The sequence below is a fragment of the Arthrobacter sp. GQ119 genome (assembly GCF_059759125.1).
In genome coordinates this window covers 1-15,297 of sequence record NZ_JCAXEA010000028.1, presented here as the reverse complement: position 1 = coordinate 15,297, position 15,297 = coordinate 1, and the positions used below count along the sequence as shown (strand labels likewise).

General features: G+C 67.5%; 13 protein-coding genes. 6 read left to right on the top strand and 7 right to left on the bottom strand.

Annotation, left to right across the window (positions count from 1 at the left end; all coding sequences use genetic code 11):
* The first annotated feature begins 6 nt into the window (after positions 1 to 6).
* Positions 7 to 1,071 carry an anti-sigma factor gene (locus AC6CH3_RS20515; RefSeq protein ID WP_498134176.1) on the top strand — a complete coding sequence of 355 codons (1,065 nt, stop codon included), beginning with the start codon at positions 7 to 9 and terminating at the stop codon, positions 1,069 to 1,071.
* A 69-nt stretch (positions 1,072 to 1,140) separates the two neighbouring features.
* A complete protein-coding gene (locus tag AC6CH3_RS20510) occupies positions 1,141 to 1,548 on the top strand; it encodes a twin-arginine translocase TatA/TatE family subunit (RefSeq protein WP_498134175.1) in 408 nt (135 codons plus the stop codon).
* Between the two features lie 59 nt (positions 1,549 to 1,607).
* Here AC6CH3_RS20510 and AC6CH3_RS20505 read toward each other — a convergent pair whose 3' ends face one another.
* From AC6CH3_RS20505 to AC6CH3_RS20495, 3 genes are read right to left on the bottom strand one after another with little or no spacing between them, the layout of a single operon-like run.
* Positions 1,608 to 2,735 (bottom strand): Mrp/NBP35 family ATP-binding protein, encoded by a 1,128-nt coding sequence (locus AC6CH3_RS20505; RefSeq protein WP_498134174.1) that lies wholly within the window; start codon positions 2,733 to 2,735, stop codon positions 1,608 to 1,610.
* Between the two features lie 11 nt (positions 2,736 to 2,746).
* Positions 2,747 to 3,499: a DUF1003 domain-containing protein gene (locus AC6CH3_RS20500; RefSeq protein WP_498134173.1), complete on the bottom strand. Its 753-nt coding sequence runs from the start codon at positions 3,497 to 3,499 to the stop codon at positions 2,747 to 2,749.
* Positions 3,453 to 4,736, bottom strand: coding sequence for a magnesium transporter MgtE N-terminal domain-containing protein (locus AC6CH3_RS20495; RefSeq protein WP_078028204.1), 1,284 nt, complete (start codon positions 4,734 to 4,736; stop codon positions 3,453 to 3,455). Before AC6CH3_RS20495 ends, AC6CH3_RS20500 begins: the two co-directional genes overlap by 47 nt.
* Positions 4,737 to 4,812: 76 nt before the next feature.
* On the opposite strand from AC6CH3_RS20495, the gene AC6CH3_RS20490 reads away from it, so the two are divergent.
* Positions 4,813 to 5,865 (top strand): YflT domain-containing protein, encoded by a 1,053-nt coding sequence (locus tag AC6CH3_RS20490; RefSeq protein ID WP_498134172.1) that lies wholly within the window; start codon positions 4,813 to 4,815, stop codon positions 5,863 to 5,865.
* 107 nt (positions 5,866 to 5,972) lie between these two features.
* Here the strand turns inward: AC6CH3_RS20490 and AC6CH3_RS20485 are convergent, their stop codons facing one another.
* Positions 5,973 to 7,562 carry an aminopeptidase P family protein gene (locus AC6CH3_RS20485; protein ID WP_498134171.1) on the bottom strand — a complete coding sequence of 530 codons (1,590 nt, stop codon included), beginning with the start codon at positions 7,560 to 7,562 and terminating at the stop codon, positions 5,973 to 5,975.
* Positions 7,563 to 7,669: 107 nt separating this feature from the next.
* Here AC6CH3_RS20485 and AC6CH3_RS20480 point away from each other — a divergent pair, with 107 nt between their 5' ends.
* Positions 7,670 to 8,515, top strand: coding sequence for a PHP domain-containing protein (locus AC6CH3_RS20480; RefSeq protein ID WP_498134170.1), 846 nt, complete (start codon positions 7,670 to 7,672; stop codon positions 8,513 to 8,515).
* 15 nt (positions 8,516 to 8,530) lie between these two features.
* Here the strand turns inward: AC6CH3_RS20480 and AC6CH3_RS20475 are convergent, their stop codons facing one another.
* From AC6CH3_RS20475 to AC6CH3_RS20465, 3 genes are all read right to left on the bottom strand, one after another.
* The gene (locus tag AC6CH3_RS20475) at positions 8,531 to 9,403 is read right to left on the bottom strand and encodes a DNA-methyltransferase (protein ID WP_498134169.1); all 873 of its coding nucleotides are present in this window, start codon (positions 9,401 to 9,403) and stop codon (positions 8,531 to 8,533) included.
* 8 nt (positions 9,404 to 9,411) lie between these two features.
* Entirely contained in the window at positions 9,412 to 11,100 is a 1,689-nt protein-coding gene (locus AC6CH3_RS20470) for a DEAD/DEAH box helicase (protein WP_498134168.1), read from the bottom strand.
* Positions 11,101 to 11,352: 252 nt separating this feature from the next.
* A complete protein-coding gene (locus tag AC6CH3_RS20465; RefSeq protein WP_498134167.1) occupies positions 11,353 to 12,849 on the bottom strand; it encodes an RNB domain-containing ribonuclease in 1,497 nt (498 codons plus the stop codon).
* Between the two features lie 41 nt (positions 12,850 to 12,890).
* On the opposite strand from AC6CH3_RS20465, the gene AC6CH3_RS20460 reads away from it, so the two are divergent.
* Entirely contained in the window at positions 12,891 to 13,577 is a 687-nt protein-coding gene (locus tag AC6CH3_RS20460; protein WP_498134166.1) for a ferritin-like fold-containing protein, read from the top strand.
* 94 nt (positions 13,578 to 13,671) lie between these two features.
* Positions 13,672 to 15,279: an HNH endonuclease signature motif containing protein gene (locus AC6CH3_RS20455; protein ID WP_498134165.1), complete on the top strand. Its 1,608-nt coding sequence runs from the start codon at positions 13,672 to 13,674 to the stop codon at positions 15,277 to 15,279.
* Positions 15,280 to 15,297 lie beyond the last annotated feature (18 nt).

Below are 15,297 nucleotides of genomic sequence, written 5' to 3'. Positions count from 1 at the left end.
GGCGCCATGCATCAACTGAACCGCTTGCTGCATAACGCCAGGAAATCGGCCGCATCCCTGCCCCTGGCAGGATCGCGGCATCCGGGCACCCCTGACCATGTCAGCCGGTGCGCCGATTGCGCCGCTGCCCTTCGCCGGCAGCGCGAGTATCTTGAACGGCTTCGGCAAGCAGCTGTCCCGGCGGCCAGCGACGAGCTGACAGCGCGGCTGCTGCTCAACACCCGGGAACTGGCCATGGCTCAGGCCGCGCCGGCCCCGCAGGCACACCCGTTCAGGCTGGCAGGCCTGGCCGCCGGTGGCGTTGCCATCGTGGCTGCAGGTGCCGTCATGGCGGGCGCGTACATCGCCGCCGGGGAACCGCGGCAGTACGCGGCCGCTGCTTTCTCAGGACAGGCGGAGCGTTCCGCGGACGCCGCCGGCAGCAGCGGAACGGAGGCCGGGGGCAGCTCCGGCGCGGAAGTGTCCGCGGATCCGTCCGCCAATTCGAACGTGGCGGTTCTGCGTTCGCACGGCTGGGCCTGCCCCGATCTCCAGGCCATGGGCTTCCACATCGTGTCTGCCACGTCAAAGGTCTACGCCGGGCGGCCTGCCGTGGAGCTGCGACTCTCGGACGGACAGCACACGGCAACTGTCCTCGAACAGCGCTCCGCGCCGGCAGCCGGCAACCCGGAGCTGCCCGCGGCGTCAGCCCTGCCGCCTGTGCCGGTCAACCCCCTGACGGGGCACCCCGCCAGCAGCGATGGCTTCGTGGCCGTCAATGCGGCCGGTAATGCAGGGGCGGGACGGCTCTGGATCAAGGCCACCGCCCCGTGGAGTGCCATTTACCAGACCGGCAAGAGCACATTCACGTACGTATCGGACCTGCCCGCGCACGCTGCTGACGATGCCGTCGCAGCCCTGGCTGCGGCCGGACGCCCTGTCAGTCAGGTCGGTTTGGACCATGGCGTGGCGGCAGGCTCCGGCCCGGAGACGCGAGGTTCAGGCGATGAATCAGTCGTGGAAAGACTGGAACGCGGGCTGCGCAGACTCGCCCTGCACTGGGACAAGATGACCGGGCACCTGGCGCGGTGACGCGGCGCAGCGCCGCCGTGACGGCGGCGAAATCGTCACCGCCTCTCCGGAGAGGGTAATCTTCCTAAAGTGTTTGGAATCAACGGCCCGGAGTTTCTCCTTCTGCTGCTCATCGGCATTCTGGTGATCGGCCCCCAGCGGCTGCCCGAATACACCCAGAAACTGACAAACCTCGTTCGGGAACTGCGGCGGATGGCGTCCGGTGCGCGGGAACAGATCAAGGAAGAAGTCGGCATAGACATCGATGATGTCGACTGGAGGAAGTACGATCCCCGTCAGTACGATCCCCGCCGCATCATCAAGGAAGCCCTGCTCGAGGACACCGCGAAGGCGGTGAGCCCCGGCGGGCCCGCAGTTGCCGCCGCCGGCGCGGCCGTGTCCGGGGCCGTAGACCAGTCAGCTGCCCCGCGGCCGGGCCGAACCGTCGAACGGTTGCCCGACGGCGAAGCCGCGCCGTTCGACACGGAAGCCACCTAGGGGCTCATCCGGCCTGGATTTCGACGGCCCAGTCACTGGAGTCGGATTTCGGCCTCCCGTTACCGGGGCTGGACGTCCAGCTTCATTCCCGTCAGGCCACGCGGCCGGGACGCCAGTTTGCCGGCGATGGCGGACAGTGCCGCCGCGGCAGGTGTTTCGGGGCGGCCGAGGACGATCGGCTGGCCCGAATCCCCGCCTTCCCGCAACAGTATGTCGAGCGGGATTTGTCCGAGGAGCGGTACCGGCGTGCCCGTCGTGGCACTTAGCCTTTCGGTGAGCAGCTGCCCGCCGCCGCTTCCGAACAGCTCCATCCGCCCGCCGTCGGGCATTTCGAGGTGGGACATGTTCTCGATGACGCCGGCCACTGTCTGCCCGGTCTGGGTGGCAATGGCCCCGGCACGCTCGGCGACGTCTGCGGCGGCCGCCTGCGGGGTGGTGACCACGAGGATCTCGGCCTTGGGAAGCAGCTGGGCAACCGAGATCGCGATGTCGCCGGTGCCCGGCGGCAGGTCGAGGAACAGCACGTCGAGGTCGCCGAAATAGACGTCGGTAAGGAACTGCTCCAGTGCGCGGTGCAGCATGGGACCCCGCCACGCCACCGGCTGGTTGCCGGCGACGAACATGCCAATCGAGATGACCTTCACGCCGTACGCCACCGGGGGAAGGATCATGTCATCCACCCGGGTGGGGGCCTGGGTTATGCCCATGAGGCCCGGTACGGAGAAGCCGTAGACGTCCGCGTCCACGATCCCCACACGCAGGCCCTGGCTGGCCAGGGAGCAGGCCAGGTTCACCGTCACCGATGATTTGCCCACGCCGCCCTTGCCGCTGGCCACGGCAAAGACCTTGGTCAGCGATCCCGGCTGGTTGAACGGAATGCCCCGTTGGCCGCCCGGGCCCCGAAGCTGCTCTTTGAGGGCATCGCGCTGGGCCTGCGTCATCACCTTGAGTTCGACCTCGACGGCGGTGACACCGGGAACGCCCAGCAAGGCGGCCTCCGAATCCTTCGTGATCGTGTCCCGCAGGGGGCAGCCGGCGATGGTGAGCAGCACCGACAGACGGACGGCACCGTCGTCGGAAATTTCCACGGAATCAACCATGCCGAGCTCCGTGATGGGACGGCGCAGCTCGGGGTCGATAACGGTAGCCAGGGCAGCGTTGACTGCCGGGGCGAGGGACGTGCTCATGCTGTGGATGCTCAGCTTTCGGGGGAGGTGTGGCGCGGATCGGTTGACCGGCTCTGGCGTGGCTTGTCAGGCTTGATCTTGGGAATCTGCTGGGTCCGCGGACTGCGCTGCCGCTTTTCCTTGAGTTTCTCCCGGACCAGCTCCCGTGGCGACTCGTGGCTGCCTTGCCCGGTCGCATCGTGGCTGCGGATTTCCTCCTGCGCTTCAACCAGGTCCTCCAGGAGGCTGCGCAGCTCGGCCCGGACGTAGTCGCGGGTGGCCACTTCGCGCAGAGCGATCCGCAGCGACGCCAGCTCCCGGGTCAGGTATTCGGTGTCAGACAAATTGCGTTCGGCGCGCTGGCGGTCCTGCTGGAGGGAGACGCGGTCGCGGTCGTCCTGGCGGTTCTGTGCCAGCAGCAGCAGCGGGGCCGCGTAGGAGGCCTGCAGCGAGAGCATCAGCGTCAGGAGCGTGAAGCCGAGTTCCACTTTGTCGAACTGCCAGTCCGTGGGCGCGAACGTGTTCCAGACCAGCCAGAAAACGCAGAACACCGTCATGTAGAGCAGGAACTGCGGCGTGCCCATGAAACGGGCGAAGCCCTCCGTGGCGTGGCCGAAGGCGTCCGGGTCCGGCGAGAATTTCGGCAGGATGCGCTGACGCCCGCTCAGGGGCGTGTCCAGGCTGCCTTTGCTGGCGGCCTTGTCCCGTCCCCGCGAACCTGCGCCCTTTGGAGTGATGTCAGCCAATGCGGCCTCCAAGCCTTCTGATCGGGGCCTCGCCGTCATTTGCCCGCCAGTCATCCGGAAGCAGGTGGTCAAGGACGTCGTCGACGGTGACTGCCCCCACCAGACGGCCGGCCTGGTTGACCACCGGAAGGGAGTTCAAATTGTACGTGGCCAGGGTGCGGGCAACTTCGCTGATATGGGCCTGGTCCGAAAGCGGCTCCAGGTTCTTGTCAACCAGGTTGCCCAGCGGTTCGAACGGCGGGAACCGCAGCAGCTGCTGAATGTGGACCACTCCCAGGAACCTGCCTGTGGGGGTTTCCAGCGGCGGCCGGGCAATGAAGATGGAGGAGGCGAGGGCAGGGGACAGCTCCTCGCGGCGGACGTGGGCGAGGGCCTCGGCCACCGTGGCCTCGGGCGGCAGGATGACGGGAACGGGGGTCATCAGACCGCCGGCGGTGTCTTCGTCGTATTCGAGGAGGCGGCGCACGTCCTCTGCACCTTCGGGCTCCATCAGCTGCAGCAGCTCTTCGGCCTGCGCAGACGGCAGTTCACCGAGGAGGTCGGCGGCGTCGTCGGGGTCCATCTCCTCCAGGACATCGGCCGCGCGCTGGACGTCGAGCGCGGAGAGGATCTCCACCTGGTCGTCTTCCGGCAGCTCCTGCAGGACGTCGGCAAGCCGTTCGTCCTGGAGCTCGCTGGCCACTTCGAACCGCCGTTTGTCGCTCATCTCCTGCAGCGCCTCGGCGAAGTCGGCAGGCTTGAGGTCCTCGTGGTTGGCGACGAACTGGGTGGCAGCCTGCGGCTCGGTCTTGGCACCCTGGTGCGCGTCCGCCCAGTCAATGATCATGGTTTCGTTGCGCCGGAGCCTGCTCAGGGGAGCCAGCGAATGGCCGCGCCGGACGAACAGCTTGCTGACGAACCAGTCGCCCGAACGGTGCTGGTCCATGGCGATGTCCTCGATGGTGGCGTCACCGCTGCCGTCACGCAGCGTCACGCGCCGGTCGAACATCTCGGCGACCACGAGGGTCTCGGCGCCGCGCTGTTCGAAGCGGCGCAGGTTGACCAGTCCGGTGCAGATGATCTGCGTCTGGTCGATGGACGTAATCCGGGTCATGGGAACGAAGACCCGCTTCTTGCCCGGCACTTCGACGACGATGCCCACCACATGGGGTGCGCCACGGGTTCCGCGGGAGAGCACGACGACGTCGCGAAGCCGCCCCAGGCGGTCGCCCAGGGGGTCGAAGACGTCCAGTCCCAGAAGGCGCGCCACGAAGACGCGTGTAGGATTTGTGCTCACCCCTACAGGCTACCGAGTCTGCTCTCTTTTAGCTGAATTTCAGCTCGCACACATCCTTATGGGCAAGAATGGGTGTATGTCAAACATTTTTGGTGGTCCTAAGGGCGTCCCGAACGGCTCCGACGAATCCCGGACAGTCCCCACGGGGGACACCGTCGGCACGTATACCTCCTACCTGGACGCCCAGAAGGCTGTCGACTACCTCGCCGATCAGCAGTTCCCGGTGCACATGGTGTCCATCGTGGGCAATGACCTGAAGATGGTGGAACGGGTGACGGGACGGCTCAGCTACCCTCGAGTGGCGCTCTCGGGTGCCCTGAGCGGCATGTGGTTTGGCCTCTTCGTCGGTGTCATGCTGTCGTTCTTCACACCGGCCGGCGGGACGTTCTCGATTATCAGCTCAGTCCTCATGGGCGCGGCGTTCTTCATGCTGTTCGGGATCGTGACTTACGCCATGCAGCGCGGAAAGCGTGACTTTACGTCGACGAGCCAGGTCGTGGCGACCAACTATGACGTCGTGGTCTCCTTCGAGGCCGCACACGAGGCCCGCCGGCTGCTGCAGCAGCTGCCGATGACGCCGTCGGACGCCACCGCCGGCGCAGGGCCGTCGCACTACACGGGGCCTTCCAACTACACGGGGCCTTCTAACTACACAGGGCCTTCCAACTACACGGGGCCTTCCAACTACACCCAGAGTGACTACCACAACCAGCAGCCCGGCCAGCCCGGCCAGCCCGGTCAGCCTGGGGAGCCCGGTCAGCCTGGTCAGCCCGGCCGGCACCAGGGCCCGTACCAGGGCCAGGCCCCTCAGCGGCCCGCCGGCTGGAACGACCCGTACGGCCAGCGGACCCAGGATGCCCAGGGACAATACCCCCAGGGTTCCCAGGCTCCCGGTTCCCAGGCGCAGGGCGCGCCGGTTCCGGGTGCACCCCAGTACGGGGCTGTCGAGGGCCAGCCCGGCCAGCCTGGCCGCGCCCCGGAAGGCGCCGAGGGTCCGGACGCCGGGCAGCGCGCTGGCCAGCGTCCGGCGGCTGTTCGCTACCCCGACCTGCCTGATGGCCGCCCCCAGTACGGCGTGCGCGTTAACGACGCCAACCAGCCGGCGCAGGGCGAGGACGAGAAGCGTTAGCGCTTGGCGAGCCGAAAGGCGAGACCGAAAGGGAGGGGCACCGGAGAAATCCGGTGCCCCTCTCTTTTTCGCTTGCAGAGGCTGGCTGGCCGCAAGCCCGGCGGGGGCTAACCCTTGCCGTTGGCCTCCTGCCAGATGCCCGCCATCCAGGCTTCGACGTCGTCGGCGGTGCGGGGGAGCGCGGCGCTGAGGTTGACGGGGCCCTCGGCGGTCATCAGGATGTCGTCCTCGATCCGGATGCCGATTCCGCGGTATTCCTCCGGGATGCCGAGGTCCTCGTTCTTGAAGTACAGGCCCGGTTCGATGGTGAAGACCATGCCTTCGGCGAGCACCCCGTCCAGGTACAGTTCCCGCTTGGCCTGCGCGCAGTCGTGAACGTCAAGGCCCAGGTGGTGGCTGGTGCCGTGCGGCATCCAGCGCCGGTGCTGCTGCCCCTGGTCGCTGATGGCCTCTTGGACGGGAACCGGAAGGAGCCCCCATTCGGCAAGGCGTTCCGCGAGGACGGTGGTGGCTGCAGTGTGGATGTCCCGGAAGCGGGTGCCGATCTGCGCGGCGGCGAATCCGGCGTCGGCGGCGTCGAGGACGGCTTCGTAGATCTTGCGCTGGATGTCAGAGAACGTACCGTTGGCGGGCAGGGTGCGCGTGATGTCCGCGGTGTACAGGGAATCGGCCTCGACGCCGGCGTCCACGAGCAGGAGGTCGCCGGCATGGATCCTGCCGGTGTTCCGGGTCCAGTGCAGCACCGTGGCGTTGTTGCCGGACGCGGCGATCGTGTCATAGCCGAGCTCGTTGCCTTCCTCGCGGGCGCGGGCAAAGAAAGCTCCCTCCACTACGCGCTCGCCGCGAAAATGGGTCAGTGCCCGGGGAAGGGCCTTGACCACTTCGATGAAGCCTTCCACCGTGGCGGCCACGGCGGTCTGCAGCTGCTCCACCTCCCATTCGTCCTTGATCAGGCGGAGCTCGGAGAGGGCCTCGGACAGTTTCTCGTCGAGGGCGTCCAGCACGCCCAGGTCCAGGTTGTCCGGATCCTTGGCGGTGTTGTAGCGGGCCGTGTCCACGAGGGCGTCGATGTTCTCGTCCACCTTGCGCACCAGACGGATGGAGATGCCGCCGATTTCCGGGGCACCCACGTTTTTGGTGATCGCCATTTCGAGCTCGTCGATGTGTGCCGTCAGCAGGCCGAGGCGGGCTTCGAACTCCGCCAGAGTGGGGCGTGCACCGATCCAGAACTCGCCGGACCGTGAATCGGCGTAGAACTGCTCGGTGTCCCGTCCGGCCAGCGGGCGGAAGTAGAGCGTGACGCGGTGGTTGCCGCCGTCGTCCCCGGTGCCTTCCTCGACCGGTTCGAAAATGAGCGCGGCGTCAGGCTCGTGGTCCAGGCCCAGGCCTGTCAGGTGCGCGAAGCCAGAGTGTGGCCGGAAGCGGTAGTCGCAGTCGTTGGAGCGGACCTTGAGCGGACCGGCCGGCACCACCAGCCGTTCACCTTTGAACTGGCCGGAGATGACGCGCCGGCGGCGGGCGGCGTGGTCAGCCACGGCGTCACGCTCAGGGGTTACCTGCGGGGACGGGGCCCAGTTGCTGGCCATGAAGGCCTTGAAGGCCTCGGAACTGGGCCGCTGCGAGCGGTTGTTGACCCGCTCCTCGAGAGGCTGGGAGGCTGTATTTTCACCGTTGTAGGTGTCTTCTGCATCGTTCACCGTCCCATCGTCTCACCAGCCCCGCAACTGAGGCCAACGTCGCCGACGGCAGGGGGAACCGGCCTGTCCGGGCCGGGGGAAGGCCCGCCATCTACTAGGCTGGGCTGGTGAGGATAGATCTGCACGCCCACTCAAATGTTTCCGATGGCACGGAGGCGCCGGCCGAGGTCATGGCTGCCGCCGCGGCGGCGGGGCTGGACGTCATCGCACTGACCGACCACGATTCCACTGACGGCTGGGCCGAGGCCTCCAGCGCGGCGCTCGAATACGGCGTGGCGCTGGTCCCCGGCATGGAGATCTCCTGCCGGACGGAGCAGGGAATCAGCGTGCACCTCCTCAGCTATTTACACGACCCCACCCACGCAGGGCTGCTGGATGAAATCACCAAGGCCAAGGATGCGCGGCAGACGCGGGCCGAACGCATGGTGACGCTGCTCGCCGAGGACTACCCGCTGAGCTGGGATGACGTGATTCACCATGTCGCGCCGGGGGCAACGCTGGGACGGCCGCACATCGCCGACGCGCTCGTGGCCGCCGGAGTGGTGGCGGACAGGTCCGAAGCCTTCACCTCCATCCTGACCTCGCATTCGCGGTACTTTGTGCAGCACTACGCGCCTGAGCCGGCGCTCGCCGTCGAGCTTGTCCGTGCAGCTGGAGGCGTCCCGGTCTTTGCCCATCCGGTGGCGTCCTCACGCGGGCGCGTCGTGGGGGAGGGCACCTACCGGGACATGATCGACGCCGGACTCGCAGGCCTCGAGGTGGACCACCGCGACAACCCCGAGGAAGGCCGCGAGTTTTTGCGCGGCCTCGCGGCCAGGCACGGATTGCTCATTACCGGCTCATCGGACTACCACGGCGCCGGCAAGCCCAACCGTTTGGGGGAGAACCTCACGGCACCCGAGGTGTTTGGGCGGATCGAGGAGCTCGGTACCGGAACCGCGGTCATCCGCTGACCGCACCCCAGACAGCTAGGTACGTGGGTAGGACCTGAACTCGGCGTGCGTGTCGAGTCGCTTGGCCATGACGTCGATGGCGGGCTGGTTCTGGTCCACGCATACGAACCGGCGTCCCATCTTCGCTGCCACTGCGCCGAGGGTGCCGGATCCGGCGAAGAAGTCCAGGCACCAGTCGCCGGGGCGGCTCGATGCGGCGACGACCCGCCGCACCAGGCCTTCGGGTTTCTGCGTGGGGTAGCCGGTCTTCTCCTTGCCCGTGGGCGAGACGATGGTGTGCCACCAGACGTCGGTGGGCAGCTTGCCCAGCTCACGCTTCGCGGGTGTCACCAGTCCCGGGGCCATGTACGGTTCCCGGTCCACTTCGGCGCTGTCGAAGTGGTACTTGGCGGGGTTCTTGACGTAGACGAGGATGTTGTCGTGCTTGGTAGGCCAGCGGTACTTGGCGCGCGCGCCGTAGTCGTAGGCCCAGATGATCTCGTTGAGGAAACACTCCCGGCCGAAGATGGCGTCCAGCATGACCTTGGCGTAGTGCACCTCGCGGTAGTCCAGGTGCAGGTACAGGGTGCCGTCGTCGGCAAGCAGGCGCCAGGCCTCCACCAGCCGGGGTTCGAGGAAGGACCAGTAGTCGCTGAAGGCGTCATCGTAGCGGTGCAGGGCGCCTTTGATGGTGTCGTAGGATCGGCCCTTGAAGCCGACCCGGTCGCCGTCGCCGTCGGCGTTCAGCACCATTTTGGTTCCCTGGCGCTGCTGGGCGCGGCCGGTGTTGAACGGCGGGTCCACGTAAATGAGTGTGAAGGCGCCGTCCGGCAGCGTGGGGAGGAATTCCGCGTTGTCCGCGTGAACCACCAGGTTGCTGCCGTCCGGCGCCCAGACAGGTTCAGTCATTGAGGCTGTTAGGCCTCGGTGCTGCCCGGCTGTGAGCCGGTTGACGTGGACTCGCTGCCAGCCACGACCTCGCCGTTGCGGCGGCGGGTACGCGTGCGGGTGCGCCGGGCGCGCGGGGGCTGCTCGGTACCCGTTCCGGCTGTGGTGGCGTTTGCCGCCGCCGCGGCAGGTGCGGTGCCGGCGTCAGCCGTGTCAGAGGAACGACGACGGCGGTCCCCCGACCGTCCGCCCGCTTCGCCGCTGCGTCGTCCGCCGGAGCGTGCCGTCTCGCGACCACCGGAGCGGCTGCTGTCGCGTCCGCCGCGGGAGACCTTCTTGCCGGTCTCGCCGAGGTCCTCCAGGACCTCCGCATCCACGCCTGCCAGCGTGCGCTTGCTGCGCGGGAGACGGCCCTTGGTGCCTTCCGGAATGTCCAGGTCCTCGAAAAGGTGCGGCGAGGAGGAGTACGTTTCGATGGGCTCGGGAACGCTCAGGCCCAGCGCCTTGTTGATGAGGCCCCAGCGCGGCATGTCGTCCCAGTCCACGAAGGTCACGGCAGTGCCCTTGTTGCCGGCGCGGCCGGTGCGGCCCACCCGGTGCAGGTAGATCTTCTCGTCCTCGACGCACTGGTAGTTGATGACGTGGGTGACGTCGTCGACGTCGATGCCGCGGGCTGCGACGTCGGTGGCGACCAGGACGTCCACCTTGTTGTTGCGGAAGGCCCGGAGTGCCTGTTCGCGGGCACCCTGGCCGAGGTCGCCGTGGATGGCCGCCGCTGCGAAACCGCGGTCAACGAGTTCCTCTGCCACCTTGGCGGCGGTGCGTTTGGTCTTCGTGAAGATGATGGTGCGTCCGCGTCCGCGGGCCTGGAGGATGCGGGAGACGACTTCGGTCTTGTCCATGCTGTGCGCACGGTAGATGAGCTGGCGGATGTCGCGCTTGGTGAGGCCCTCGTCGTCCGGATCGGCAGCGCGGATGTGCGTCGGCTGGGTCATGTACCGCCGGGCCATGGCGATCACGGGGCCGGGCATCGTTGCCGAGAACAGCAGTGTCTGGCGGACCGGGGGCGTGCCGGCGATCAGGGTCTCGACGTCGGGCAGGAAGCCGAGGTCCAGCATTTCATCGGCTTCGTCCAGCACGACGATCTTGACGTTCTTCAGCACCAGGTGGCGCTGCTTGTAGAGGTCGATCAGGCGTCCGGGCGTACCCACGACGACCTCCACGCCCTTCTGCAGCGCCTCGATCTGCGGCTCGTAGGCACGGCCGCCATAGATGGTTGCGATGCGGGCATTGCGCTTGCGGGAAGCGGTCTGCAAATCGTTGGCGACCTGTACCGCGAGTTCGCGCGTCGGCACGATGACGAGCGCCTGCGGGGCGCCCTGGGCCGGCAGCTTCTCGTAGCCCGGGTCGTCCTGGCCCACGACGCGCTGCAGGGCGGGAATGCCGAAGCCGAGGGTCTTTCCGGTGCCGGTCTTGGCCTGGCCGATGATGTCGTGGCCGGAAAGGGCCACGGGCAGGGTCATCGCCTGAATGGGGAAGGGATGGGTGATGCCGGCGTCGGCGAGGGACTCGACGATGTCCGGACGCACGTTGTAGTCCGAGAAGGACTTTTCTGCGATCTCGTGCGGTTTCTCATCCGAGATGATGGTCTCTTCCGGCTCAATGGTCTCGGTTCCGGAGTCATCGGAGAGCAGTTGGTGGGTATGCAATTCACTCACAGTGGAGTTTCCTTATTCATTTGGGCATTGGCGCCGCATGCTCAACGGCCGGCCGGATGGGCCGATCCGGAGCACACTCAGACGCGCAAGCAATTCCAGTGGAAGCCGATCGCGGGCTATCTAAATGCTGGCACTGGGGACCAACGGGTCTGTCTCAAGATCGCGTAGGGGCGGGCTTGTTGATTCAAAATAAACGAAATCAACGACCGGGCATCCATTTCTACCCCTTCAGTCTAGCCTGTGCCTCAAGACTCAGCCGACCAGCTCGAGATGCACGTCCCGTGTGGCGATGTCTGAGGAGAGCAGCCGGACCCGCACCCGGGTACCGGGTTCCATTTCGCCGGCGCAGCGGGCGGTGACGGCAGGCTCGGCGATCTGGACGATGCCGGACGGGCCACCGCCGTTGGGGCCTTTGCCGTTCCCGTTGCCATTGTTGCCGCCGGAGCCGTTGTTCTTGGCGGGTTTGGACCCGGAGATCACCACGGCGTCGAACTCCTGGCCGATGTGGTTGATGAGCAGCGCCGCCTCCACCGTGTCCAGTGCCAGACGCTCCATCTTGGCGGCCAGTTGGTCGGAGGCGGCCATGATCTCCGGCAGGGACGGCAGTGCTTCCCGCGCCCACGCCGGCACGGGGCGGTTGTTGCTCAGCGCCTCGCAGATGACCAGGACGAAGCGGTCGATCAGCCGCCGCAGGGGTGCCGTGGTGTGTGCATAGGCCGTGCCGATGGCGGACTGGATGGCGTCGTCGGGAACCGTTCCGTCAAAGTATGTGTAGCCGGCCCCGCGGAAGAGCATGCCGGCCGAATGCATGATGGCCAACTGCCGGTGATCGGTGGGATCCAGCGTGCGCAGGTACTCCCCGTAACTGACCGTTCCGTCCCACGGCTTCCCCAATGCGGCCGTCTGGCGCCGGAAGTGGCCGAGGGACCGTTCGTCCGGCGCGGGCATGGTGCGGAGGATGCCCACCTTGCCGTCGAGCATCAGCGAGGCGGCGGCCATGCCCGTCATCAGGGAAATCTGGGCGTTCCAGTCCTCCACCGGAAGCTGCGGCGCCGCCACAATCCGGTAGCCGCCGTCGGGAAGCTGCACGATCTCCTGCTCCGGCATGTTCAGGCTGGCGCCGCCGCGGGCCCGTTCCAGCTCCACGCGCTTGAGCCCCACTTCGCGCAGGAGCTGGAGCACGGGCGAGGCCGTCCCGGCATCCAGTTCTGCCTGTACACCCTTGTAGTTGAGCTTGGCCCGGCTGCGGACCCTGGCCCGCCGCACCAGCACGGAGACAACCTCGGCCTCCGCATCGAGTTCGAACTCCCAGACGAACGCCGAACATAGCTGGCCGGCGAGCAGGCTGCCCGCGTTCTCGCTGATCACTTCCGGGTGCAGGGGGATGCGGCCGTCTGGAGCGTAGAAGGTCTGGCCGCGGCGCCGGGTTTCGGCGTCGAGGGCACCGCCGGGAACCACGAAGGATGGCACGTCAGCGATGGCGTAAAGGATCCGGTAGCCGTGTGCGGACCGCTCAATGAAGAGGGCCTGGTCGAGGTCCGTGGACGACGGCGGATCGATGGTCAGGAATTCGACGCCGGTCAGGTCCAGCTCCGGGAGCCGCAGCCGCGCCACCGCCGCCTCGGCCTCCCGGAGTACGTGGTCGGCGAACTCCCCGGGAAGCTCCAGCTCCGTCCGCAGCGCGCTCAGGGCCGCGGCCAGGGCGTTGGTCTGTTCGTGGACGCTGGGGGACAGGCGATGATGTGGCACGAAAATCAGGTTAGTCGGATTTCCGCAGTTAGTCTTGGGTTATGGGCACATCCTCGGCTGACACCGTTCACTACGATCGTTTCGTCGCTGACCTGTTCGGTGTGATGGCGTACGGGGAGCTTTCCGCCTTCGAACGGCTCTCGTCAGACGCCCGCTACTCCCCGACACTCCATGACCGCGCCGTGCTCGGCCGGATTGCCGTCATCGAGTTCCAGCATTACGAGCTGGTAAGCAAAAAGCTGGCGGACATGGGCGTGGACGTCGAGGACGCGATGGTGCCGTTCCAGGCCGCCGTGGACCACTTCCACGAGCGGACCCGGCCTGCCGACTGGTACGAATCCCTGATGAAGGCCTACGTGGTGGATACGGTCTCGGCCGATTTCTACCAGGCCGTGGCCCGCTATGTGGATCCCGGGACCCGGGAACTGATCCAGCAGATCCAGGCGACCGAGGAAGCAACAGCCGTGCTGAGGGAGCGGTTGCGGGTGGCCCTGGCCGATGACCCCCGGCTGGCCTCCCGCCTGGCGTTATGGGGCCGGCGGCTCCTGGGCGAAGCGCTCACCCAGGCCCAGCGGGTGGGGTACGAACACGCCTTCCTGACCGAGCTGATCACGGCAGCCGACAGCGGTGCGGACGATGCCGCGGCCAGGGAACTGGTGCAACGCCTCACCAGGGAACTCGCGGAAAACCATTCCAAGCGGATGGTGCAGCTTGGGCTGAGCGGCTAAGGCGTGATTGGGTGCTCCGGCAGGAGTGCCACGCGTTGTGTTCGGTGGGTTCCATCGCGGCGTTATTGTCACTGCCTGCTGTCATGCTGTGGGTATGGATGACGGGGCGGTGTTGGCGGCGTTGGAGGGCATCGGGGCCTCTGTCGCTGCGTTGGCTGCTGTTGTGGGCCGCGGCGCCCGCAACGTGGCTTCGGCCGGTGCTGATCCTTTTACGGGTGCCGATGCGTTTGCCGGTGCTGATCCTTTGCGGGACCGGGCGGAGGCGTGTCTGGATGGTCTGGCGGAGGTGGGCAGGTTGGAAGCGCGGCTGGCCGCGTTGAAGGTTCAGTTCGCGGCCGGGTACGCCGCCGCTGCCGAGGCGGTGGCGGCGCCGGCCGGTTCCCCGCAGGAGCGCACCGCCCAGGAGATGGCGGTGACCGCTGAGGTCGCGTGTGTGCTGACGGTGGGCGAACGCAGTGCCGGTGCGCTTTTGTCCGAGGCCCGCGCCCTGACCACCGGATTGCCGTTGACGCTGGCCGCGCTGCAGTCAGGGAGCATTTCCTGGCAGCACGCCAGGGTGCTGTGTGATGAAACCTCCGGGCTGGAGCCTGCCGCCGTGGCGGCGATGGAAGCCCATTTCCTGGGCCCGGACTCCCTGGATCCTGGTCTTCCGGGCACGGGCGTGCCCGGGCGTGCGCGGGGTTGCCTGGCCGGGGAGTTGGTGCCGGGCAGGTTCCGGGCCAGGGCGCGTGCCTGGCGGGAGCGGCACCACCCGGTGGGCATCGAGGCACGCCACCGCAGGAGCGTGAAGGACCGGCGGGTGGAGTTCGTTCCGGACCGGGACGGCATGGCGTGGCTGTCGTTGTATTTGCCCGCGGACACCGCGGCCGGCATCTGGGCCCGGGCCACCGAGGCCGGGCGCGCCCTGCAGGCTCCTGGCGAATCCCGGACCCTGACCCAGTTGCGCGCGGACGTCACCGGGTGCTGGCTGCTGGGTGGTGTGGCGGAGGGTGCCCCGTCCCCGGCGGCGCAGGTCCTGGTCACGGTGCCGGTGTTTTCGCTGCTGGGTGCCGGTGAGGAACCGGCGGTGCTGGACGGGTACGGGCCGATCCCGGCGTCCATGGCCCGCAGGCTTGTCGCGGACGGGGCGGGGTCGTTTTTGCGGGTGCTGACCGATCCGCGCGACGGGGCGCCGCTGGAGATCGGCCGGAGCAGTTACCGGGTGCCGAAGCCGATGCGGCAATGGCTGCGGCTGCGGGACGGACGGTGCCCGTTTCCCGGCTGCAGCAACCAGTCCCTGGATAACGAGGCGGATCATCTGCTGGCCTGGTCCGCGGGCGGCGGGACCGGCATCAGCAACCTGGGCCAGCCGTGCCGGAAGCATCACCGCCTCAAACACACCACGCCGTGGCGGCCGGTCGCTGCGACCCGGGACAGTCCGCCTGGCTGGATCTCACCCACGGGACGGTCCTATCCCAGTGAAGAACAGGACTGGGAACCACCACACTGGCCCCACAACCCCGAGCCAGACTATCTCGAGCCCGGTAGCCCTGGACCGGACAACCTCGCGCCGGACAACCTCGAGCCGGACAACCTCGAGCCGGACAACCTCGAGCCGGACAACCTCGAGCCGGACAACCCCGAGCCGGACAACCCCGCCAGCCTTGACCGACCTCTGCCCGTGGATCCCTTTCCCGACTGGGCACAGTTCACGGCCGCCTAGAGTGACCCTTCTATTGGC